The sequence below is a fragment of the Cryobacterium aureum genome, from assembly GCF_002954245.1.
Lineage (GTDB): Bacteria > Actinomycetota > Actinomycetes > Actinomycetales > Microbacteriaceae > Cryobacterium > Cryobacterium aureum.
Genome location: NZ_PPTG01000025.1, coordinates 83,608 through 104,989, shown reverse-complemented (window position 1 = coordinate 104,989; position 21,382 = coordinate 83,608). Strand labels below are relative to the sequence as shown.

At 63.0% G+C, this 21,382-nt stretch carries 22 protein-coding genes; 5 read left to right on the top strand and 17 right to left on the bottom strand.

Features of this window, described 5'->3' with window-relative positions:
- Positions 1-150: 150 nt before the first annotated feature.
- On the bottom strand, positions 151-1,305 hold the full coding sequence (gene rlmB / locus CJ028_RS09365) for a 23S rRNA (guanosine(2251)-2'-O)-methyltransferase RlmB (protein ID WP_105034989.1): 1,155 nt from the start codon (positions 1,303-1,305) through the stop codon (positions 151-153).
- Positions 1,305-2,720: a cysteine--tRNA ligase gene (gene cysS / locus CJ028_RS09360; protein ID WP_105034988.1), complete on the bottom strand. Its 1,416-nt coding sequence runs from the start codon at positions 2,718-2,720 to the stop codon at positions 1,305-1,307. Before cysS ends, rlmB begins: the two co-directional genes overlap by 1 nt.
- A gap of 124 nt (positions 2,721-2,844) precedes the next feature.
- Between cysS and CJ028_RS09355 the strand changes: the two genes are divergently transcribed.
- On the top strand, positions 2,845-3,795 hold the full coding sequence (locus CJ028_RS09355; protein WP_205683993.1) for a sugar-binding transcriptional regulator: 951 nt from the start codon (positions 2,845-2,847) through the stop codon (positions 3,793-3,795).
- On the opposite strand, the gene CJ028_RS09350 is transcribed toward CJ028_RS09355, so the two are convergent.
- Positions 3,792-4,289 (bottom strand): PTS sugar transporter subunit IIA, encoded by a 498-nt coding sequence (locus CJ028_RS09350; protein ID WP_161498943.1) that lies wholly within the window; start codon positions 4,287-4,289, stop codon positions 3,792-3,794. The two genes, CJ028_RS09355 and CJ028_RS09350, sit on opposite strands and share 4 nt — an antisense overlap.
- 102 nt (positions 4,290-4,391) lie before the next feature.
- Between CJ028_RS09350 and CJ028_RS09345 the strand changes: the two genes are divergently transcribed.
- Positions 4,392-4,676, top strand: a complete 285-nt coding sequence (locus CJ028_RS09345) for a PTS sugar transporter subunit IIB (protein WP_104083642.1) — start codon at positions 4,392-4,394, stop codon at positions 4,674-4,676.
- 82 nt (positions 4,677-4,758) lie between these two features.
- Entirely contained in the window at positions 4,759-6,201 is a 1,443-nt protein-coding gene (locus tag CJ028_RS09340; protein WP_105034985.1) for a PTS galactitol transporter subunit IIC, read from the top strand.
- 73 nt (positions 6,202-6,274) lie between these two features.
- Here CJ028_RS09340 and ptsP read toward each other — a convergent pair whose 3' ends face one another.
- From ptsP to CJ028_RS09280, 12 genes are all read right to left on the bottom strand, one after another.
- The gene (ptsP, locus tag CJ028_RS09335) at positions 6,275-7,894 is read right to left on the bottom strand and encodes a phosphoenolpyruvate--protein phosphotransferase (RefSeq protein WP_240607185.1); all 1,620 of its coding nucleotides are present in this window, start codon (positions 7,892-7,894) and stop codon (positions 6,275-6,277) included.
- A 141-nt stretch (positions 7,895-8,035) separates the two neighbouring features.
- Entirely contained in the window at positions 8,036-9,358 is a 1,323-nt protein-coding gene (locus CJ028_RS09330) for an NAD(P)H-dependent oxidoreductase (protein WP_105034983.1), read from the bottom strand.
- Positions 9,359-9,495: 137 nt separating this feature from the next.
- Positions 9,496-9,930: a transcriptional regulator GutM gene (locus CJ028_RS09325; RefSeq protein ID WP_105034982.1), complete on the bottom strand. Its 435-nt coding sequence runs from the start codon at positions 9,928-9,930 to the stop codon at positions 9,496-9,498.
- A complete protein-coding gene (locus tag CJ028_RS09320) occupies positions 9,930-10,316 on the bottom strand; it encodes a PTS glucitol/sorbitol transporter subunit IIA (RefSeq protein ID WP_205683992.1) in 387 nt (128 codons plus the stop codon). Before CJ028_RS09320 ends, CJ028_RS09325 begins: the two co-directional genes overlap by 1 nt.
- 50 nt (positions 10,317-10,366) lie before the next feature.
- Positions 10,367-11,407 (bottom strand): PTS glucitol/sorbitol transporter subunit IIB, encoded by a 1,041-nt coding sequence (gene srlE / locus CJ028_RS09315; RefSeq protein WP_105034981.1) that lies wholly within the window; start codon positions 11,405-11,407, stop codon positions 10,367-10,369.
- A 3-nt stretch (positions 11,408-11,410) separates the two neighbouring features.
- Positions 11,411-12,112 carry a PTS glucitol/sorbitol transporter subunit IIC gene (srlA, locus tag CJ028_RS09310; RefSeq protein WP_105034980.1) on the bottom strand — a complete coding sequence of 234 codons (702 nt, stop codon included), beginning with the start codon at positions 12,110-12,112 and terminating at the stop codon, positions 11,411-11,413.
- 149 nt (positions 12,113-12,261) lie between these two features.
- Positions 12,262-12,519, bottom strand: a complete 258-nt coding sequence (locus CJ028_RS09305; RefSeq protein WP_105034979.1) for an HPr family phosphocarrier protein — start codon at positions 12,517-12,519, stop codon at positions 12,262-12,264.
- Between the two features lie 75 nt (positions 12,520-12,594).
- A complete protein-coding gene (locus CJ028_RS09300) occupies positions 12,595-13,887 on the bottom strand; it encodes a dihydrolipoamide acetyltransferase family protein (protein ID WP_105034978.1) in 1,293 nt (430 codons plus the stop codon).
- 1 nt (position 13,888) lies between these two features.
- A complete protein-coding gene (locus CJ028_RS09295) occupies positions 13,889-14,908 on the bottom strand; it encodes an alpha-ketoacid dehydrogenase subunit beta (protein ID WP_105034977.1) in 1,020 nt (339 codons plus the stop codon).
- A gap of 4 nt (positions 14,909-14,912) precedes the next feature.
- Entirely contained in the window at positions 14,913-15,884 is a 972-nt protein-coding gene (locus CJ028_RS09290; protein WP_105034976.1) for a thiamine pyrophosphate-dependent dehydrogenase E1 component subunit alpha, read from the bottom strand.
- 183 nt (positions 15,885-16,067) lie between these two features.
- Complete coding sequence (ispD, locus tag CJ028_RS09285; protein WP_105034975.1) at positions 16,068-17,270, bottom strand: 2-C-methyl-D-erythritol 4-phosphate cytidylyltransferase; 1,203 nt, start codon at positions 17,268-17,270, stop codon at positions 16,068-16,070.
- A 156-nt stretch (positions 17,271-17,426) separates the two neighbouring features.
- Entirely contained in the window at positions 17,427-17,909 is a 483-nt protein-coding gene (locus tag CJ028_RS09280) for a CarD family transcriptional regulator (protein ID WP_105034974.1), read from the bottom strand.
- 177 nt (positions 17,910-18,086) lie between these two features.
- On the opposite strand from CJ028_RS09280, the gene CJ028_RS09275 reads away from it, so the two are divergent.
- Positions 18,087-18,602: a hypothetical protein gene (locus CJ028_RS09275; protein WP_105034973.1), complete on the top strand. Its 516-nt coding sequence runs from the start codon at positions 18,087-18,089 to the stop codon at positions 18,600-18,602.
- A gap of 59 nt (positions 18,603-18,661) precedes the next feature.
- Here CJ028_RS09275 and CJ028_RS09270 read toward each other — a convergent pair whose 3' ends face one another.
- Together CJ028_RS09270 and CJ028_RS09265 are read right to left on the bottom strand one after the other, a co-directional pair.
- On the bottom strand, positions 18,662-19,345 hold the full coding sequence (locus tag CJ028_RS09270) for a response regulator (RefSeq protein ID WP_105034972.1): 684 nt from the start codon (positions 19,343-19,345) through the stop codon (positions 18,662-18,664).
- Positions 19,342-20,523 (bottom strand): sensor histidine kinase, encoded by a 1,182-nt coding sequence (locus tag CJ028_RS09265; protein WP_105034971.1) that lies wholly within the window; start codon positions 20,521-20,523, stop codon positions 19,342-19,344. The genes CJ028_RS09270 and CJ028_RS09265 overlap by 4 nt, the downstream gene beginning before the upstream one ends.
- A 160-nt stretch (positions 20,524-20,683) precedes the next feature.
- On the opposite strand from CJ028_RS09265, the gene phoU reads away from it, so the two are divergent.
- Entirely contained in the window at positions 20,684-21,340 is a 657-nt protein-coding gene (phoU, locus tag CJ028_RS09260) for a phosphate signaling complex protein PhoU (protein WP_105034970.1), read from the top strand.
- The last annotated feature ends 42 nt before the right edge of the window (positions 21,341-21,382 follow it).

Genomic DNA, 21,382 nt, shown 5'->3' with positions numbered 1-21,382 from the left:
GTGGGGCAAAGCATCCGCTGTGGAGGACAAGCACCGGTCGGGACGTTTACGCCATCGCGGTAGTCATCGGGCCCACCTTATGAACACGGGCCCAGCTTATAAACTGGGCCCGTGGACGGGGCCTGGGCCCCGTCCAAAAAGAAGAAGGGGCTAGGAGGACTTGGCGGCGAGCTTGGCCTGCTTGATCTGGGCTCGGAGCCGGGCTACCTCGTAGAGGGTGACGCCGGCGGCGATTCCGGCGTTGAGCGACTCGGTCGCAGCGCTGATCGGAATCGAGACGATCGCGTCGCAGGTCTCGGTGACGAGGCGGGACAAACCCTTGCCTTCGCTGCCGACAACGATCACGATCGGGCGCTCGGCGAAGCCGGTGCCGAGGTCGGGCAGCGACACGTCGCCGCCGCCGTCCAAACCGAGTACGAACACGCCCTGTGCCTTGAGCGCCTTCAGCGTCTGGGTGAGGTTGCTCGCCATGGCGACGGGCGTGCGGGCTGCGGCTCCGGCGCTGGTCTTCCACGCTGAAGCGGTGACGCCGACCGAACGACGCTGCGGCACGATGATGCCGTGGCCGCCAAACGCAGCCGTCGAGCGGATGATCGCGCCCAAGTTGCGCGGGTCGGTGATGCCGTCAAGTGCCACGAACAACGGCTTGTGGCCCCGGCTGATGGTGAGTTCGAGCAGCTCCATCGGGTGCGCATACTCGTACGCAGGCACCTTCAAAGCGAGGCCCTGGTGCACCGCGTCGCGACCGGCGAGACGGTCGAGTTCGGGGCGCATGACCTCGAGAATGGGGATGTTGCGGCTCGTCGCCATGAGCAACACCTCTTTGACCCGCTCATCCATTTCGATGCGCGCGGCAATGTACAGGGTCAGCGCGGGAATCTTGGCGCGCAGCGCCTCGAGCACCGAGTTACGACCGGTGACAATCTCGTGCTCGTCGATCTGCTTGGCCCGACGCGTCGAGGATCCGCCGCCGCCGGTGTTGCCGGTACCTCGCTGGGGTGCACCCTGCGAGGCTCCGCGCGCGCCACCGCGGGGAGCTCCCCCACGAGCCGGAGTGCCGCCGCGCGAGCCGCCACGGTTGGCTGAAGCATCCGCTGCCGGGCGCGAGTTGAAGCCACCGGCAGCGGTGAAGCGCTCGGCCGCAGCCTTGCGCTTGCCGGCAGGGTGGTACGGACGGTCTTCGGCCTTGGGGGTGGGCTTCTTGCCCTCGAGCGCCTGACGGCCCTGGCCGCCGGAGCCGACCTGGGCTCCGCGGCTGCCCTTGCGCACCGATCCGGTGCGCGATTTGCGGTCTAGATTCTTCATCAGTCAAAGCTCCAATGGGCACCCGACGGGGTGTCTTCGATGGTGATTCCGGCGGCGACGAGTTCGTCCCGGATTCGGTCTGCGGCCGCATAGTCGCGGTTTTCGCGGGCGTCGTTGCGGTCGCCGAGCAGTCGCTCGACCAACGCGCTCAGGGCCACCATGGCCGGTTCGTCTGTTGCCACGGCCCAGCCGGGCGACAAAGGGTTGATTCCCAGTACTTCGCTCATCGCGAGTACTTCACTACGAGCGGATGCCGCAGCGTGTAGGTCTTCGGCATCCAGCGCGGCGTTGCCGGCGCGCACGGTGTCGTGCAGCACGCCGAGCGCTTGCGGAACGGCGAGGTCGTCGTCCATCGCGGCGGCGAAATCATCGGGCACGACCTCGACGCCGGTGCCGGCGAACCGGGTTCCGGCCAGTCTGCGGTCGGCGCGGTCGAGAAAACTCTCGACGCGTTCGAGGGCGGCCTCGGCCTCGGCCAGCGAGCCGTCGTTGTAGTCGATGGTGGATCGGTAGTGGGCGGCGCCGAGGAAATAGCGCACAACGATGGCGCGAGCCTGATCGAGCAGTTCGGCCGCGAACACCGAGTTGCCGAGCGACTTGGACATTTTCTGCCCGTTCACGTTGACCAGGCCGTTGTGCACCCAATAGTTCGCGAAGTCACTGCCGGCCGCGTTGGACTGGGCGAGTTCGTTCTCGTGGTGCGGAAACCGCAGGTCGAGTCCCCCGCCGTGAATGTCGAACGCCTGCCCGAGATACCGGGCGGCCATGGCCGAGCACTCGATGTGCCAGCCCGGGCGGCCCAGGCCCCACGGCGAGGCCCAGGCGGCCGAGGCGGGTTCGCCGGCCTTGAAACCCTTCCAGAGGGCGAAGTCACGCGGGTCGCGCTTGGCGCGGGGGGAGGCATCCGTCGCCGCTTCCATGTTGCCGGGCGACTGGTGGGTGAGGGCGCCGTAGGCAGCCCAGCTGGCACTGTCGAAGTAGACGTCGCCGGACGAGTCGGGGGCGGCATAGGCATGGCCGCGCTCGATCAGGGTGGAAATAATGGTCTGCATCTCGGTGATGCTTGCCGTCGCGCGCGGCTCGTAGCTGGGGGCGAGAATGCCGAGGCGCTGGTATCCGGCGGTGAACTCGAGCTCAAAGCGGTAGGCGAGGGCCCACCACTGTTCGTTCGATCCCTGCGCGTTGATCAGAATTTTGTCGTCGATGTCGGTGACATTGCGCACGAAGGTGACGTTCATACCGCGGTAGCTGAGCCAGCGACGCAACTGGTCGTAGACCAGGGCGCTGCGCAGGTGACCGATGTGCGGGCTGGACTGCACGGTGGGTCCACACACGTACATCGAGACCTGGCCCGCTTCGAGGGGGATAAAGTCGCGCAAGGCCTGGGCCTTGGAATCGTACAGTTGCATGGTCACGCCTCCCAGTTTAGGTCAGGGGTCTGACCCGGCTCGGGTAGGCGCGGGACCCGGGCATGGACTCATGCTGATACACTCCAACTCTACGTCACGCCAGCGGGCGATCTGACCCAGGGAGCCCTAAATGCCCAGCCCACGCGAGCAAGAAATGTTTGTTCGTGCGGCGACGCTGTATTACATCGATGGCAAGTCCCAAGCCGAAGTTGCCACCGAACTGGGCATTTCTCGCTCTAATGTGTCGAGGGTGCTCACGAGCGCCCGCGCCAACGGGATCGTCGATATTAGAATCAACGCTCCGTTTCGGCGAGATTCGAAGCTGGAACGCGACCTGATCCAAAAATACGGGCTCAAGGAAGCTCGCGTCGCACCGAGCGGGGCACCAGAAATGCAGCTCGCACGCGTGGGTGAATTGGGCGCGCAGTGGCTCATGGACCATCTCCCCTTCGAAGGGTCGATCGCGGTGTCCTGGGGATCGGCCGTTCAGGCCGTCGTGGAGGAAATAGCGAGGGATCCCACACACTCCACCCTCGAAATTCTTCCGCTGGTTGGCGGCCTGTCGATCGTGGATGCCGCTAGAGACGGAAACGTTCTCGTTCGAGCGCTCGCGATCAAACTGGGCGCCCGCCACCGGCGCTTGTACGCGCCGGCCGTCGTTGAATCGACGACAGCACGCACGGCATTCCTCACCGAAACTTCAATCCGAACGGTTCTGGAAGCCGCCAGCCAAGCTCAGGTCGCTATTGTCGGCATCGGCAGCGTTGGTGAAGGCGCATCCTCGGCAATCATCGATTCCATGTCGCTGTCAGCTACCGAACTTGCTCAGTTCCGTGACTCCGGTGCCGTCGGCGACTGCTGCACCCGATATTTCGACGACAACGGCACGGCCGTCGATTCGTCCGTCAACGACCACGTCATTGCAATCGATCTCCCAAGTCTGCGCAAGATTCCCAAGGTGGTCGGGGTCGCTGCCGGTATCCACAAAGCAGCGGGAACCCACGGGGCACTCAAGGGCAAGCTGCTGCACTCGCTGGTGGTCGACTCCGCGTTGGCCACCGCACTTCTCGCTCTGGACTAAACACTCACCTGCTCGGCGAGCAGGTCCCCAAAGACGGTGACCAGGTCGTTCAGGTCAGCGGCATGCTCGAGCCGGTCGAACCAGTCTGGCCGCTGGAACAATCCGATGAGCCTGGTCAGCAGAACAATCTGCTCGTCGGGATTCTGCACCAAAATCAGCACAACGACCCGGGCACTGACCGACGCTCCCACGCCGCCCATCTCGCCGAATTGCACCGGATGAGACAGCACGGCTAGTCCGAGTCCCGGTCTCAGCACGTGAACCGGATCAGCGTGTGGAATGGCAACGGGGATGACCGTGGGGAGCCCCGTTGGGTACCCCCGTTCCCGCTCCAGTAGTGCAGCCCGAAAACTGGGGGCGACCCAACCGTTCTGTTCGGCCTGTTCGGCCAGCGCCGCGAGTACGTCGACATCGGTATCGGCGTCCAGTCGGAAAATGCTGATATCACGGTGCACCGATGCCTCGGGTGCAGTGCCGGTCGAACCCATGTCCATGTCATTCCTCACGTCGTTGAGAGTGGGCATATTCACATATGCCCTGTATTAGTGCATAATTGTGACACACGGGTCAAGGATGACCCGGTCGGAGGGATAAAAATGGCACACAAGAAGATACTGGTCGTCTGTGGAACCGGGGCGGCCACGTCGACGGTCGTCGCTGTTAAATTGAAAGAGTTCTGCCGCACCAACGGATATGACGTGTCTATTTCACAGGGCAAGGTCGCCGACATCCTTCGAGGGCAGGTGTCGGCAGATTTCATCGTTGCGACAACCCAGATACCCGCATCCGTCACGGTTCCGGTCATTGCCGGCCTGCCCTTTCTCACCGGTATGGGCCTCGACCAGACATTCGCACAGATTGAAGCCGCGCTAAAAGCGTGATTCACCTTCCACCGTCTTCACATCCCTGGCCTCACCCAACGAGCTCAATCGGGCACCTATTTGCTATTGGAGTCCCACGGAAATGAATATCGTTCAAGAAATTCTTGAAAACGTGACGAGTTACCTGACCTCGCTCGGCGCGGCAGTAACACTTCCCATTTTGATCACCATATTCGGCATGATCCTCGGGCAGAAGTTTGCGCAGGCGCTGCGAGCAGGTGTGCTCATCGGCGTCGGATTCATTGGAATCAATCTGGTCATCGGGCTGATGGCATCCACCGTCGGGCCGGCAGCGCAGAATTTCGCCAAGAACCTCGGCGTCGATCTCACCATCCTCGACGTCGGCTGGCCGGCCAGTGCTGCCATCGCATTCGGATCAACGGTCGGTGCACTCATCATCCCGGTCTGCCTCGCGGTCAACATGCTCCTGCTCTGGTCCGGCCTGACCCGCACGTTCAACATCGACCTGTGGAACTATTGGCATTTCGCTCTCGTCGGCGCCCTGGTCGGCGGCGTGACCGGCAGCTTCTGGCTCGGATTGGCCTCGTCTGCCGTGCACATGACAATCGTGCTCGCACTCGCCGATCTGTCCGCACCGTGGATTCAGAAATACTTCAAGTTCCCTGATATTTCCTTCCCCCACGGCACGAGTGCCCCGTACATTTTGCTCGCGGTGCCGCTCAACTGGGTCTTTGATCGTATCCCCGGCTTTCGCAAGCTCAAGGCCGATCCCGAGACTATCGAGCGCCGATTCGGAGTCTTCGGGGAGTCGATGATTCTTGGTCTCATTCTGGGCATATTTATTGGCCTGGCCGGGTACGGCTTCGATGATCCCCGTAAAGATTCAATTTCGATCCTCGTTCTGGCCGTCAGCCTCGCGGCAGTTCTCCTCTTGCTGCCGAGAATGGTGTCCATTCTGATGGAGGGGCTGATCCCGGTCTCGGACTCGGCGCGCACGTTCGTGCAGAAACGTTTTCCAGGCCGTAAGTTCTACATCGGCCTCGACCCGGCCATCGCGGTCGGCCAGCCGGCTGTTCTCGCGACCTCGCTGGTTCTGGTGCCGGTTACGGTGCTCGTGGCGATCGCACTTGCCCCGGCGGGAAATCAAGTACTCCCGCTCGTCGACCTCGCAACGATTCCCTTCATCGTCGCCATGATGGTTCCGATCTTTCGTGGAAACATCATCCGCTCGGTCATCGGCGGGGCGATCGTTATCGGTGCCGGACTGTTCATCGCCACCGCGACGGCTCCGCAGTTCACGAAAATCGCCGCCGATTCCGGATTCACCGACACCCAGGGAGCGCAACAGATCTCGTCACTGGTGGACGGAGCCAACCCGCTGACCGGCCTGTTCTTTGCGGCGGCGAATTTGGGCGGGTGGACAGTGGCCGCGCTCGCTGTTATCGCGGTCGGTTTCGCCTTCTGGGTGAGTCGTATCGAGAAACGACGCGATGCTGCTCGCCAATTGCTGGCCTGGGAAGAAGAAGCGGATGCGCCGGCAGTAGCTTCCGTGGACGGCGTCTAAACACGACACGTTCACGGTACGAAGAAGCGGCTCTGAGAACTCCTTTTCTCAGGGCCGCTTCTGGGTGCGAGGTTCAGTTCGTCACGAAGTCCCGAGCCAGGGTGCGTGCCTCGGCCGCGCTGGAAGCTCCGAGCACACGGGACGCGAGTTGCGCCGCTTCGAGGCGGGTGTAGCGCAGAAGTTCGGCCCGAACATCCGCCAGGGCTGCTGCCGTCATCGACAGCGACGTGGCACCGAGGCCGACCAGCACAACGGCCAGGAGGGGGTCGCTGGCAGCTTCACCACAGACACCGACCGGCGTACCGGCACCAGTACCAGCATCGCCAATAAGCTTGACCAACCGTAGAACGGCCGGATGCCACGGGTCCTGGTACGACGCGACGGAACCCAGCATTCGGTCGGCAGCCATCGTGTATTGGGTGAGATCGTTCGTTCCGATGCTCACGAAGTCACAGGCGCGTACAACCTGATCGGCCATCAGTGCGAGGGAGGGAATCTCGGCCATCACTCCGGCGACACGAATTCCCAGCTCTCGGGCGAGGTCGACAAAGTACCTGGTCTCCACCAGGTCCGTAACCATCGGCGCCATCACCCAGAGTTCGGCGCTGGTGGCGCGCTCAGCACCAGCGAGGGCGGTGAGTTGGTCGCGCAGCACCTCTTCGTTGGCCCGCAGCGCCCGGAGCCCGCGAAGACCGAGCGCCGGATTCTCCTCCGGCCCGCCGTGCAGAAACTTCAAGGGTTTATCGGCTCCGGCGTCGAGGCATCGCACGACCACTTTCTGCCCTGGAAAGGCTGCCAGGACGGCCGTGTACTGCGCCTGCTGTTCGGCAACCGTGGGCGCGGCCAGGGAATCCAGGAAGAGAAACTCCGTACGAAACAGCCCTACTCCCTCCGCCCCCAACCGCACGGCCTGGGCGCAGTCCGCGCTGGATCCCAGATTGGCCAGCAGCGGCAGCGCCTCCCCATCACGCAACGCACCCGGGGCAAGTTCGATGTGTTGTTCTGCCGCCAGTGCCCTCAAACGGTCCTCCGCCGCAGCAAGTTCATCGGGCCCGGGCGCAACCGTGATCCGGCCGGTTGCGGCATCGACGATGATCATGGCGCCGTCCAGCAGATCCTCCGCTCCCTCGACGCCCACGACGGCCGGCAGAAGGAGCGAACGCGCGAGGATCGCCGTGTGCGAGGTCGGCCCGCCGTCACGGGTGACGAGAGCGAGAACCTTGAGCGGGTCGAGGAGCACCGTATCTGCCGGGGCGAGATCCCGGGCCACGAGGATGTAGGGCGTCAAAGATTCCGGCAGGCCCGGTGCGGGTACCCCCCGCAACACGGCGATGACCCTCTGCGCCACGTCGTGAAGGTCGGCGGCTCGTTCAGCCAGATATCCGCCGAGCTCGATGAGACTCGCGGCGAATTCAGCGAAAGCATCGAAGACCGCGCGTTCCCCGGTGCTGCCCGCGTCGATTCGCGCGTTCACGTCATCGACGAGCGTTGGGTCCATGGCCATCATCGACTGTGCTTCCAACACCTCCTGCGCTTCACCACCGGCTGCTTCTGCGCGCTCGAGCAAATCAGCGGAAACCGTGGCGAACGCCGTGCTGACCAGCCGCTGCTCGGCCGGGGCATCCGTCGTGCGACGAGCCCGTTGCGGTTCTGCCAGAGCGACCGGCATACGCAAGACCGGGCCGACAGCCATCGTGCGCCCCACGCCAATACCGCACAGTTCTTTCACGAAGTTGCTCCTTCTTTTTTTCAACGTTCACCCTGCTCGTTAACCCTCAAAACCGGACATCGCCGCTCATTGGGAGCGGTGATGTCCGGCGAAGTCGGCCGAGCGCTATTTGATCAGCGACAGCAGCTGGGTATCTTCCAGCAGGCCATCGGTCAGCAGGGCATCCTGCAGCTTGCGCAGGATGACGATGGTCTTGGTCTCGTCCAGGGTGACGTCGTCGTAGGTGATCGGCGTGCCCTTCGCGACGTTGCGACGCAGCGTTGCGGCGGATGCGAGACCAATCGGCAGCTCGCGCCCGGCGCGGGCCTCAACGGCAGAAACGGCATCGCCATAGACGTGCTCGCCACCAATGCCGTCGATTTTCTCGCCAACGACGAGGTCGCGCTTGGCCATCGCGGACACGTCGGCATTCCACGCTGCCGGGGCGAGCGATGCCTGCCGATCGATGATGACCTCACCGATGGATAGTACGGCCTCAACGCTGGCCAGGTGGTACGGGCGGTAGAAGGAGAAGTACGGGCCATCGCCGAGCTTGAGGTAGCGCAGCTCTTCCCGTACCACGTCATCGTCGGCTTTGGCCACGACGAACACGCCGGGGGCCACGGGGCCGGTCGCGTAGTCGACGACCCCACTAGCGGGAAGGATGCCGCCGTCGCTCACCGGCTTGAAAATGTCGTGCAGCGTGGGCACCGTGGCGGGCGGTCCGTTCATCGACCGTTTGCTCAGCTGGAGGTCGGCGGCGTTCGCGAGGGCTGCCATCTCGATCATGGTCTTGGTGCCGTCCACGAAGCTGCACAGCATGCGCGGGTTCATGCCCTTCGCTGACGCTTCTTCGACCAGCATTGCCGGAGTGGCCGCGCTGTTCAGGGGGTTGTTCTTGCCCTTACCGGCACAGACAACTTCGAGTCCGATGTCCTGCACGTACTCCACGAGCTTGAGGCATTCCACCGGCTCGTCGCCGCGGCAGACCGTGTAGATGTTGCCGGTCTGCGCGGCGATGCGCGCCAGCAGCAATCCAACGGTCACGTCGGCCTCAACGGTCATCAGTGCAACATCCTTGCCGCCCAGTAGTGACGCCAAGGCAACCTTTGCTGCGATCTCGGGAACACCCGAGCATTCAATGACGAGATCGATCGGCAGTTTCGTGAGCGTCAGGGCGTCGTTCACGACGACGTGTCGACCCGCCTCGATTGCCTTGCTCAACACCGACGTGTCGCTGTCTTGCACCACGTCGTCAATGCCGGCGTTGTGCAGGGCGGAGATCGCACGCTCCACCGCAACGTCGGCGACGGCGGTGATGTCCACGCCTTTCTGGCGCGCGATCTGGGCGATGAAACCCGATCCCATCTGGCCCGCACCGACCAGGCCAACCCGTACCGGGCGGCCGATTCTACTTTGACGTTCGAGAAGCTTGCGTGTGTAGCCCATGAGTTCCTCCAGTGATAATTGAAATTGTCTGCACTTATGTGCTTAGCGTACTCACTTATGTGAATCCTGCGACGCGTGAGTATGCTCACGACGACGCTGGTGCGCGGCCGGCGGCGGAACGAACAGCCGTGTCGCTTCTAGGCGGGCTCGGGACGCGCCGGGCCCGGACGACTCGGAGAACGGGTGCCAGCCCCCTTGCGGCGCACGATCTCCGCCTGTTCCAGGCACCCCTGAACGGCCTTCTTCATGCTCTTTCCCGTGGCCCGCTCCACGACTGTGCGCGCGGACCCCAGAAGTTCCGCGCGCACTCGAAACTTGGCCAGCACGCTGCGGCCGACCATGGCCTCCGCAGCGAGCACCTCCTGGTCGGTTGAATCAATAACCAATACCACGACGGCTCCACGAAGGATGCCCTTGCTGCGACCGGAGACCAGAACGTGGGCGCTATTGCCGCCGAACTGCTGCGCCAGACGCCGGGTGACGCCGGTGTAGGCACGCTGCTGGAAGTAACTGAACACTCCGCTCAGGAGCAGGGCCCCCAGCAGAAAGAGGGCAAATCTACCGGTGTCCATTAGGCCCCCGCAATCAGTTCAATCGTGGCGCCAGGTTGTGGCAGCCCCAACTCTCCCTCAGCGTGAAGGGCACCGGGCAGCAGGTTCGTGCCGGCCGCCGGGTTGCAGTAAACCACGATATGGCCGAGCTGCCGCAGGTTTTCACCCGCTCGTTCGCCGACGGCGGTGACGGTGACTCGGGCCTCGCCGACCCGCAACACGTCCCCCGGCTGGGGATCGCGCTCTGGATCGTGCTTGATGGACTTGTGTACGATACTCACCTCGGCCAGTTCAGCCGGACACGGTTCCCCGAAGAAGATGACCACACCACCCTCAACCATTTCAAGGGCGTCTTCGCCGATTGAAATGACTTCGCTGTGAAAGTACTGGCTCATGATAATGCTCACTATCTATCCGGTTGTCGCGTCAGGCTGGCGTGCTGGGGGCGTGGACAGGTCTACAGCAGGAAGCTGACCAACCACGCGATGACGACTGCGATGGGTGAGGTGATCAGGCGGGAGAACAGTACGGCGGGAACACCCACAGCAATTGTCTCTGGCTTGGCCTCGCCGAGCGCCAGACCGACCGGCACGAAGTCACACCCAACCTGTCCGTTGATGGCGAACAGCGTCGGCAGGGCGTAGGCAATCGGGAGTGCGCCGGTAGCGATCTGGGTGCCCATGAGCACGCCAACAACCTGCGCGATTGCAGCTCCTGGCCCAAGGATGGGCGAGAGAAAGGGCAGCGCCGTAATGACACCGAGCAGGATCAGTCCCCAAGGACTGGACGTGAGCGGAGTCACCGCGTTGGCGATCCAGGTTGAAATGCCGGTGAAGGTGACGAATCCAATGAGCAGACTCACGTACGCCATGAACGGCAGGATCGTCTGAAGAGTCAGCTGAATGGCTTGACGGCCCGACGACAACAGGGTGTTGATGATGTTGCCGACAATGGCCCCGAATCCTGCCGCCGCGGTGGAAAACGCCCCGACGAATCCCCTCTTTCCGGAGCTGCTTCGCGGCTGTACGCGGATTCGTTCCTGCGGAACCACGGTTGGTCGCGAGCTGCTGACATGCGCAGTGGCCTGCGCTTCTGCCGCGGGAGCGTTCGTGAGAGCACCATCGAAGATGGCGACGTTGTTCGGTCCCACCGCCGAGACGAAGAGGTCTTCGGTGATGTACTTCGCCAGCGGCCCCGAAGGCTCGCCGGGGAACACGTCAACCGTGAGAAGCTTCTTCTTGGGGTAGACCCCGATTCGGGCCGTGCCGCCACAGTTGATGACGACGACCGCAACGCGAGCGTCATCCATTCCCGTCGTGAATCCATCAACTGCTTCGGCGCCCGAAAGTTCTGCGATCCTGGCAGCGACGGGGTGAATGCCACCCCCGGTGACCGAGAGCACAACGTTGCGCTCGCTGTTTGGACTGACCAGAAGTCCGGGTCCCCATCCGCCGTTGCCGGCGCTGACGAAGACATCGTTATAGAGAGAGTTCGACATGGTTTAAGCCATCCCATCGATGGGCGCAGCAGCGGAGATCTTTTTGGAGGAACGTGACGCGGCGGAAGCCTCAGCGAAGGCTCGGTCGTAGTCGTCGAAAACCGCGGTGAGACCCTCGCGGCGAATGAGCATCCTGGTAATCCATTCCGTAACCACGCCGCGGATGAAGATCACCACGATGCCGGTGACGAAGTAGAGCAGCGCCAGTTGGGCGTACGATCCCGGGCTGACCTTGAGCACTCCAGCGGCAACGCCCGTCCAGACGAAAATTTCACCGGCATTGGCATGCGGAAAGAAGGCCGTGACCGGGTGCACGAACGAAACGGCTGCGTCATAGAACGCCGGCTTCTGGCGTTCTGGAAGATACATTCCGAAGGAATAGCACATGGGGTTGGTTAACACGATGACGGCGATCACCGGCATGACCGTGTATCGCGTGATCGCATAGCGAGCCGACCACTGGACAGCCCGAGTCATTCGCGCCTCGCCGATCCAGGTTGTAATCGCGTACATGAGCGTCAGCAGCACGATCAGCGTGGGCAGAATGCCCGTGACAAGCCCCATGAAGGCAGCGCCCGAAGCGTTAAACAACCCGATGAACTGCTCGGCGCCCCACGTGAAGGCCATCAGAACGGGGTTGTCGCCTGATGGAACGGGAGGTGCCGGGTCGACCGCGCTGACGACCAGGTCCAAGATACCGATCATTGTTCTACCTTTCTCAGCCGCAACAGGGTTGGCGGCGTTGGATGAAGTGCCGACTCTGAGACCAGGAAAGTGTCACCATCGACTGCGTTCATTTAGATCATAATCACATACGTGATTTTTTACTACACTTTCGTGAAACGACTTCGGGCCTAGTCCGTACGACCGAGCAACTCCACGAGCTCGTCGAGGATCACATCAGAACCGTCGCCACTCGCTTCGATCACCACGTCTTCGCCGCACATCACGCCCAGGGATATCACTCCCAGGATGCTCGCGGCGTTGGCGGTCTTATCGCCCCTGCTGACGGTGACCGCAATGCCACTGCGCGTGACAGCCTTGGTGAACAGGGAAGCGGGACGCGCATGCAGACCGTGTTCGGACGCCACGCGTACAGTTCTTTGACTCATTATTTCAATCCATTCGCTTGTTCTCCCCTGGGAGAAAGAATACGTTTTCTCCGATCGGAGAAATTACCGGGCTACTCAGGAAACGGTGCCACCCAGCAGTCGCTGTGGATTGGAAACGATCTCTTTGAGGGTAGCGAGAAAACGAGCAGCGTCTCCACCATCGGCTACTCGATGATCGACGGTGATACCCACAATGCAGGTAAGCCTCGCTCCAAACGAGCCATCCGCCACGACGATCCGGTCTTTCACCGCTCCAGCAGACAGCGCCGTCGCCTGCGGCGGCGTCAACAGCGCGTTGAAGGAATCCACCCCGAATCCACCCAGATTGGAGAAGACACTGGTACCGCCGGTGAGATTTGACGCGTCAGTTTTGCCCTCCCGCGCGCTCACGATGGCCTCCTTGATCTGCGCTACCAGGTCGGCGAGCGGGAGGGCATCAGGATTTCGCAACACGGGCGCCAGAAGTCCATTCGGCGCATCGATGGCGAGCGCGATGCCGATGTCGACATTGGGCACCGCACCATCAGCCGTCCAAAAGGCATTCAGCTGCGAATGCTCGCGGAGGGCGAGCGCCTGCGCCCGAACCAGAAGGGCCGTCCAACTAGCCCCGCCAAGATCCGTCTTGCGCACTCGCGCCAGACTCGACAGCTCGAGCTCCAGAAATGCGGTGAACTGCGGTACCAACGCCGAGGCCGTCATGACGCGGGCGACCTGCTGCCGCGTGCGTCGACGGCGGCCAGCGGCCGCATCGAGCGGCACCACGGATGCAGGTGCAGGTGCAGCCGGCGCGATTGCCGCGACGTCCCTGGCAATCGGCGAGCGGCCAGCGGCGCGAACGACCGCACCATCAACATCCGCTACCCGAATTGTGCCCCAGGGGCCGGTGGGGGTGATCGTCGCCAAGTTGAGGCCGTGTTCCTGCGCCACGACTCGCGCCAGAGGCACGGCGGGAAGCCAGCCATCGACGACGGGAACGACGGTTGCCGGGACGGGGATGGGCGCCAGGCTGACGGCCACGACCGGCTCGGGCGCCGCGGGAGCGACGGTCGCCGGTTTGACCGGTCGGGCCGGCTCGACGTAGGCGTCGGGAACCGGCTCGTCGAAAACGCCCCCGAGCAGGTCATCGGCGTCAGTCGTGATCATGCCGATGGCCACTCCCACCTTGATCACATCGTTTTCAAAAGCCATGATCCTGGCAAGGGTTCCGTCGAAGGGTGACTCGACCTCCATGTCGACCTTGTCGGTCGCCACTTCACAAATTGCCTCGCCGGCCTTGACGAAGTCTCCCTCGTTTTTGAGCCAGGCGACCATGGTGCCCTCCTCCATGGTCATGGACATTTTGGGCATGGTCAGTGGCAGGTCGGCCATCTCACCACTCCCGAACGAGGTCGGTGGCAGCCCGCACGATATCTTCGACCTGCGGCACCGCAGCACGTTCGAGCTTCGGAGCGTAGGGAATGGGAATGTCCAGGCCGGCCAGGCGCTTGATCGGAGCACGCAGGTGCGTAAAGGCGTCGGACTCGGCGATGATCGCCGAGATTTCCGACATGAACCCGAGCGTGCGCACGGCTTCCTGCACGAGAAGCACCCGACCGGTGGCCTTGACCGTGCGAAGAATGGTGTCGGTGTCCAGTGGCTTCAGCGTGCGGGGGTCGACGACCATGGCGCTGATGCCGATCTTGGCCAGCTCTTCGGCCGCTTCCAGGGACCGGCTGACCTCGATGCCGGTGGCGATGATGGTGAGGTCTGTACCTTCACGTCGCACGGCTGCGACACCGAGGGGGATGCGCGTGCTCCCGACGCTGACCTCACCGGTGGTTTTGTAGAGGAGTTTGTGCTCCAGAAACATCACCGGATTCGGGTCGTCGATGGCAGCCAGCAGCAGACCCTTTGCATCGTCCGCCGAGGCCGGCATGACGACCTTGAGGCCGGGAACATGCACGAACCAGGCCTCCAGACTCTGCGAATGCTGAGCCGCCGCCCCCGTCCCTGATCCACCCGGCGCACGAATGACCATGGGCACATTCACTGCGCCGCCGAGCATGAAGTGGATCTTTGCCGCCTGATTGGCAATCTGGTCCATGGCCTGAGCAGTGAAGTCGGAGAATTGAATCTCGACGATCGGGCGCATACCCGTCATGGCGGCACCAACGCCGAGTCCGACGATTCCCAGCTCGCTGATGGTCGTGTCACGGATTCGGTCAGCACCGACGGTGTGCATGAGTTCGCCCGTTACACCGAAGGCACCACCGTAAGTTCCGACGTCTTCACCCATGAGGAAAACCGTCGGGTCGGCGGCCATGGCGAGGGCGAGGGCTTCGCGAATCGCTTCGGCGTAGGTCATGACCGTGGTTTCAACTGCGGCCAGTGTTGATTGTGTGGGAGTCATGGCATTACCTCGCGTATACGGCGGAGAGCAGGTCATCCGCGGTGGCATCGGGAGCAGCGTTGGCGCGCTGAACGGCGGTGCGCAGCTCGGTTCGAACGTTCGTGCGGATGGCTTCGAGATCTTCGTCGGTGAGCGTTCCCGCTGCACGCACGATGTCCTCAAATTTGGGAATGGGATCGCGGAGTCGCCATTCCTCGATTTCTTCCCGCGTGCGGTACAGGTTCTTGTCGGACTTCGAGTGCCCTCTCCATCGATACGTTTTGGCCTCGATGAAGGTCGGACCGCCGCCATCCCTGGCCCGGTCAACGGCCTCCTGGGTTGCTTCGTAGACGGCCTGAATGTCGTTTCCGTCCACGGTCACTCCGGGAATCCCGTAGCCCTTGGCGCGATCGGACAGCTTCTCCAGATTGAACGCCTTGTCAGCGGGCATCGACATGCCGTACATGTTGTTCTCGCACAGGAACACCACCGGGAGCTGCCACATGGCCGCGAGCACGACACCCTCGTGCCAGGCCCCCTCCCCCATCGCGCCGTCACCGTGAAAGGACACGGCGACCTGTTTGGTTCCGCGCATCTTTGCCGACAGCGCTGCCCCGGCGGCGATGGGAATGCCGCCGGCGACGATGCCGTTGGCTCCCAGGTTTCCCGTGGCGGTATCGGCAATGTGCATTGAGCCTCCACGCCCGCGGCAGTAGCCGGTTTCCTTGGCGAGGAGTTCGGCCATCATGCGTTCCATGTCGGCGCCCTTGGCGATGCAGTGACCGTGCCCGCGGTGCGTCGAGGTGATGTAGTCATCGATATTGAGGGCCAGGCAGGCCGCAGTCGGCACGGCTTCCTGTCCGATTGAGAGGTGCATGGTGCCATGCATGAGTCCACGCCCGTAGAGGTCTTCCACCGCTTCTTCGAAGCGACGAATCTTCCACATTGTGCGCAGTACGGACACAGACAGTTCAGGATCAACGGCGATCTGTTTCATGAAGCGCGCCCTTCCAGAGCGGTAGGTAGGAATCTTGGAATACCCAAGAGCACCCACAGCTGTGGCTCCGTAAGTGAGGGACGCGCACCATTGTGAGTAGCATATTCACGTTTGTGCTAAGTATGCACGTATGTTCAGTGACACGCAAGTTGTGAAAAGCTACGCCGGTGGGCAACGGGGCGGCTACCCGGTGATGGCCGGGTCGGCCGCGGTGCGGGCGTGCAGAAGTACCGTCGCGATGGCAGCCATGCCCTCACCTCGGCCCGTGAACCCAAGCGAGTCGGTGGTCGTTGCTGAGATGCTGACGGTCGCGTTAAGGATGTGGCTCAGCAACGATTCCGATTCAAGTCGGCGCGGCGCGAACTTGGGCCGATTACCGACCAACTGCACCGAGACATTGCCAACGACAAACCCGGCATCCTTGACGAGCGCCAGCGTCTCCCGCAGGAACACTTCACCGCGCGCACCGGCCAACCGTGGCTCGGCCGTACCGAACACGCTGCCCAGATCCCCGAGGCGCACCGCGGAAAGCATTGCGTCGCAGATCGCATGGCAGACGACATCGCCGTCGCTGTGGCCGTGCAGCCCGGCCACGCCGGGCCAGAAGAGACCACCCAGCCAGAGTGGAGTCTCGTCGTCGTAGGCGTGGGCATCCGTTCCTGTGCCGACCCGGATACCGGCGGCCGCGGATCCACTGAACAGTTGTTCGGCGCGGCGCAGCTCCCAGGCGGTGGTGATCTTGAACGCCAGGGAATCACCGGCTATGACCGAGACGGCGTAGCCGGCGGCAGCGACCAGAGCTGAATCGTCGGTGAATTCGAACTTCGCCAGCGCGTGGGCACGAACCAACTCATCACGGGGAAACCCCTGCGGGGTCTGCACAGCGGTGAGGACTGATCGATCCACGGTCTCAACAACGAGACCCAATTCGTCGATGCGTTTGATCGTGTCAGCGACCGGAAGGCCGGGGACGACCGCCGCCTGTGTACGTTCGACCTCTGCGGCAATGGAATCGAAAACCAGGCTGGGTGTGAGCGGCCGGGCCGCGTCATGAACGAGAACGATCTTGATGGACGGCGCCAAGTGCAGCAAGGCAGCAGCCACGGACTGCTGGCGCGTTGAACCGCCGACGACCACGGTGACCGAGTCGCCATCGTTTCCCGGTACGGAACGTGCCAGCTCGATCGCGAGCGGAACAAAGGACTGGGGCACCGTAACGATGACTTGCGGTGACTCACGCATTCCAAAAACGGCCTCGAGGGCGTGTGCCAGGGTTGGCCGTCCCGCTAAGTGCACGAACGCCTTGGGCTCAGCACGACCGAGGCGCGTGCCATTTCCAGCCCCGAGAACGATTACCGCTATTTGGGGAAGGTCAGGTCTACTCATAAGTTATTTGGATCTCCAGGAAACCAAAGCATCGGGTGGTTGCTGTGCAGTTTCGCGCCTTGGAGAGGCTACTTGATTCACACTTCGAACGCACGGTGACGGGCAAGTTGTCAGGCTGCGGAGAGCCCCAGAGGAGTGCCGCACGGAGGCCCCACGTTAGGAAGCAAGGACCTCATCGAGGACGATGGATGCTTTCTCTTCGTCGGTCTTTTCCGCCAGGGCCAGTTCGCTGATCAGAATCTGACGCGCTTTGGCCAGCATACGCTTCTCGCCGGCTGACAGCCCGCGGTCCTGGTCGCGGCGCCACAGGTCACGCACAACCTCTGACACCTTGATCACATCGCCGCTGGCCAGCTTTTCAAGATTGGCCTTGTACCGGCGGGACCAGTTGGTGGGCTCTTCGGTGAACGGTGCGCGCAGCACTTCGAAGACCTTATCGAGGCCTTCTTGACCGATCACATCGCGTACGCCGACGAGGTCGACGTTTTCGGCGGGAACTTCGATGGTGAGATCGCCCTGGGTGACATTCAGCTTGAGGTACAGCTTCTCTTCACCCTTGATAATGCGGGTCTTGACCTCGGTGATCATCGCGGCACCATGGTGGGGATATACGACGGTTTCGCCAACCTGAAACAGCATGGATGTGATCCCTTCAGCGATGTCTAGGATACCACAGCGACGAGGTGCTACAGTACGCGCGCCCCCGCGAGGCACCGACCGACAATCGCGCACTCACACACGCCGCTAAGCTAGTTACAAAGAGAATTTTGCAGCGTCGGCCCCTGTCGCGCGCTGCTTTCAGTAAGTGGAGGTCTTGTGAGAGCGCGCATCGCTGCATCTGTCGTCTTGGCGGCTGGCATTCTGTTGGGCACGAGCGCGTGCGGATTTTTCGCACCGCAGGCCACCTCGATTCAGTACAACGCTAGTGACGGCGTGAGCGGAGACGTCGGCGAAATCCACGTTCGCAACGCCCTGCTGGTCTCGACCGACGGCGAACTGGCCAACCTCATCGTCTCCGTCGTGAACCCGACGGACACCCTGAAGCAGGTGCTCGTGCAGTACGAATCCAGCACCGGCCGGGTGTCGCAGGACATTCCGGTCGAGGCGAACACCACCGTGACGTTCGGCACCGACGGCGCCCCCTCGGTGATTCTGGAGAACATGGACAGCCAGCCCGGCTCGCTGTTTCCGGTGTTCTTCCAGTACGGCGAAGAGACCGGTATCGAACTGCTGCTGCCCGTTCTCTCTGGCACCCAGGGCGAGTATTCGACCCTGATGCCCACGCTCGCACCGACCGAGACACCCACGCCGACGGCCACGCCCGCCGCGTAACGTTCTTCTGGCTCAGGCCGTCGCCCCTCGCGGGTCGGCGGCCTGAGCTGTATCCGGGGCTACGCTTCGAACCGGTAGCCCAGCCCCCGCACCGTGACGAGCATGACCGGTTCGGACGGTGCCGTCTCGATGCGAGAGCGAATGCGTTTAATGTGCACGTCGAGCGTTTTGGTGTCACCGAAGTAATCGGTGCCCCACACCCGGTCGATGAGCTGGCCGCGGGTGAGCACCCGGCCGGCATTGCGCAGCAGAAATTCGAGCAGTTCGAATTCCTTCAGCGGCATGTTCACGAGCTCGCCGGAGACCGTCACGGCGTGCCGCTCCACGTCCATGCGCACTGTACCGGCGGTGAGCATGGTGTCCGCGTCAACCGTGCTCTGGTCTTCGTGCCGACGCAGCACCGCGCGAATGCGGGCGACCAGTTCACGGGTCGAATAGGGCTTGGTGACGTAATCGTCGGCACCGAGCTCGAGCCCGACGACGATGTCAATTTCGGAATCCTTCGCCGTGAGCATGATGATCGGCACGGTGGAGCGGGTGCGAATCTCCCGGCAGACCTCGGTGCCCGGAATGCCGGGCAGCATCAGGTCGAGCAGGATCAGGTCGGTGCCGTTCTGGTCGAACTCGTTAATCGCGCTCGGGCCGTCTTCGGCGACGACGACCTCGTAGCCCTCACGTTCGAGCAGAAAGCTGAGCGGCTCGCTCAGTGCGCTCTCGTCTTCAACCAAGAGGATGCGTGTCATAGTGTGTCTCCTGCCGCCGCACGGACGGCTCGTTTCGGTTGGGTGGTGTCGACGGGCTTCGCCGCCTCCGGGAGGCGAATGGTGAAGGTGGATCCGCTGCCGGGCTGTGACCAGACGCGAATGTCGCCGCCGTGGTTCTGCACGACGTGCTTGACGATGGACAGCCCGAGGCCGGTGCCGCCGGTGTGGCGGGACCGGGCCTGGTCGACGCGGAAGAACCGTTCAAACACTCGGTCCAGGTCGGCCTCGGCGATTCCGACGCCCTGGTCGGTCACGGTGATCTCGACGATGCCCTTCTGCAGGCGCACGCCGACACCGACACGGGACCCCTCGAGGGAATAGTTCACCGCGTTCGCAACGAGGTTGTGCACGGCGACGATGAGCAGAGCTTCATCACCGAAAACCAGGGCGCCGGACTTCTTGCCGATGACGATCGTAATGCGCTCCGCCTCGGCGACGACCCGGCTTTGATCGACCGCGGCTGCGACGATGTCGTCGACACTGAGAATCTCCGGTTCGGCCAGGGCGTCCTGCGCCTGCAGGCGGGAGAGTTCGATGATCTCCTGGGTGAGGCGGCCGAGCCTGGCCGACTCTGTCGTTAACCGGTTGGCGAAGCGGCGAACCTGCTCCGGTTCATCCGCTGCCTTGTCGAGCGCCTCGGCGAGCAGGCCGACGGAGGCGATGGGGGTTTTCAGCTCGTGGCTGATGTTGGCCACGAAGTCGCGGCGCACCTCGTCGAGGCGAAAGGCTTCGGTGCGGTCCTCGGCCAGCAAGAGCACGTAGCGGGTGCCGAGGCGGGCCAGACGCACCCGAAAGCGCATGCTCGCGTCGCCAAACGGGCCGCGGGAGAGCACGAGGTCTTCGCTGATCGGCTCGCCGGTGAGCCGCACGCGGCGGGCAAGTTCGAGCAGTTCAGGGTGCACGAGCTGCTGGTTCCAGACCAGGCCGAGCGTGAGGGCACCCGGGCTGGTCTTGATCACGTTGTTCGACGGGTCGAGCACGACGCCGGCGGTCTCGAGGGCGTCGAGCACCTGATCGATACCATCGGGAACGGCAGGGTTGACGACCTCAGAGGCCCGGCGGCCGTGTCGCTCGGCGACGTGCACGAGCGACACGAACCCGGCGCCCACACCGAGTCCGAGTGCCAGCGACAGCAACACCAGCCACGTCGATTCCATCTCTACAGATTACTGACAGTCTTCGACCATCGTTCGCACGGCACCCGTGCCGGGACCTGTACTTTAGAAAGTGTTCAAGTGAGCGGCACCTGCCGTTAACCTGAATTCGACATCATAAATTCGATCGTGCGTGTTTGCGCGGCAAGGAAGGAACACCCACATGCGCGATGTATTCCAGCAAGAACTCGCCGAAGTTCAACAGCGACTCGTGGAAATTTCGCGCCTCGTCGCGATCTCCATGGACAAGGCCACCCGCGCCTTCAATGAGAGCGACGTGGGTCTGGCCGAAGAGGCCATCACCGAAGATGAGAAGATCGACGAGCTCACGGTCGAGCTCGACGAACTCGCCATCACCATTCTCGCGCGCCAGCAGCCGGTCGCCCGCGACCTGCGCATCGTGGTCAGCGCCCTGCGCATCAGCGCCTCCCTCGAGCGGATGGGTGACCTCGCCACCCACATCGCCCAGCTGGCCCGGTACCGGTTCCCCGACAAGGTCATCCCCAAGGGGCTGCGCGGCACCTTCGCCGAGATGGGCGCACTCGACGTGGTCATCGCGAATATGCTCACCGAACTGCTCACCAGCCAGGATATGCACCTCGCCGACACCATTCGCAATGAGGACGACAAGGTCGACGCCCTGCACCTGAGCGTGTTCGACGCCGTGCTCGGCGAAACCTGGAAGGGACTCGCGGCCGACACCGTTGACGCGACCCTGGCGAGCCGGTACCACGAGCGATTCGCGGACCACGCGGTTTCCATCGCCAAGAAGGTGCAGTACCTCGGTACCGGCGCCTGGCACCAGGACGACAACGCCTGATTTTTGGCACAAAGAAGGCCCCGGAGCACCCGCTCCGGGGCC

Coding starts and splice junctions, on each gene's coding strand:
- phoU (WP_105034970.1), top strand. CDS start 20,684: ATGCGCGATGTATTCCAGCAAGAACTCGCCGAAGTTCAACAGCGACTC.
- CJ028_RS09265 (WP_105034971.1), bottom strand. CDS start 20,523: ATGGAATCGACGTGGCTGGTGTTGCTGTCGCTGGCACTCGGACTCGGT.
- CJ028_RS09305 (WP_105034979.1), bottom strand. CDS start 12,519: ATGAGTCAAAGAACTGTACGCGTGGCGTCCGAACACGGTCTGCATGCG.
- CJ028_RS09355 (WP_205683993.1), top strand. CDS start 2,845: ATGCCCAGCCCACGCGAGCAAGAAATGTTTGTTCGTGCGGCGACGCTG.
- CJ028_RS09295 (WP_105034977.1), bottom strand. CDS start 14,908: ATGACTCCCACACAATCAACACTGGCCGCAGTTGAAACCACGGTCATG.
- CJ028_RS09290 (WP_105034976.1), bottom strand. CDS start 15,884: ATGAAACAGATCGCCGTTGATCCTGAACTGTCTGTGTCCGTACTGCGC.
- CJ028_RS09300 (WP_105034978.1), bottom strand. CDS start 13,887: ATGGCCGACCTGCCACTGACCATGCCCAAAATGTCCATGACCATGGAG.
- CJ028_RS09350 (WP_161498943.1), bottom strand. CDS start 4,289: ATGGACATGGGTTCGACCGGCACTGCACCCGAGGCATCGGTGCACCGT.
- ptsP (WP_240607185.1), bottom strand. CDS start 7,894: ATGGCTGTCGGCCCGGTCTTGCGTATGCCGGTCGCTCTGGCAGAACCG.
- CJ028_RS09280 (WP_105034974.1), bottom strand. CDS start 17,909: ATGCTGTTTCAGGTTGGCGAAACCGTCGTATATCCCCACCATGGTGCC.
- CJ028_RS09325 (WP_105034982.1), bottom strand. CDS start 9,930: ATGGACACCGGTAGATTTGCCCTCTTTCTGCTGGGGGCCCTGCTCCTG.
- srlE (WP_105034981.1), bottom strand. CDS start 11,407: ATGTCGAACTCTCTCTATAACGATGTCTTCGTCAGCGCCGGCAACGGC.
- CJ028_RS09345 (WP_104083642.1), top strand. CDS start 4,392: ATGGCACACAAGAAGATACTGGTCGTCTGTGGAACCGGGGCGGCCACG.
- rlmB (WP_105034989.1), bottom strand. CDS start 1,305: ATGAAGAATCTAGACCGCAAATCGCGCACCGGATCGGTGCGCAAGGGC.
- ispD (WP_105034975.1), bottom strand. CDS start 17,270: ATGAGTAGACCTGACCTTCCCCAAATAGCGGTAATCGTTCTCGGGGCT.
- srlA (WP_105034980.1), bottom strand. CDS start 12,112: ATGATCGGTATCTTGGACCTGGTCGTCAGCGCGGTCGACCCGGCACCT.
- CJ028_RS09270 (WP_105034972.1), bottom strand. CDS start 19,345: ATGACACGCATCCTCTTGGTTGAAGACGAGAGCGCACTGAGCGAGCCG.
- CJ028_RS09330 (WP_105034983.1), bottom strand. CDS start 9,358: ATGGGCTACACACGCAAGCTTCTCGAACGTCAAAGTAGAATCGGCCGC.
- CJ028_RS09340 (WP_105034985.1), top strand. CDS start 4,759: ATGAATATCGTTCAAGAAATTCTTGAAAACGTGACGAGTTACCTGACC.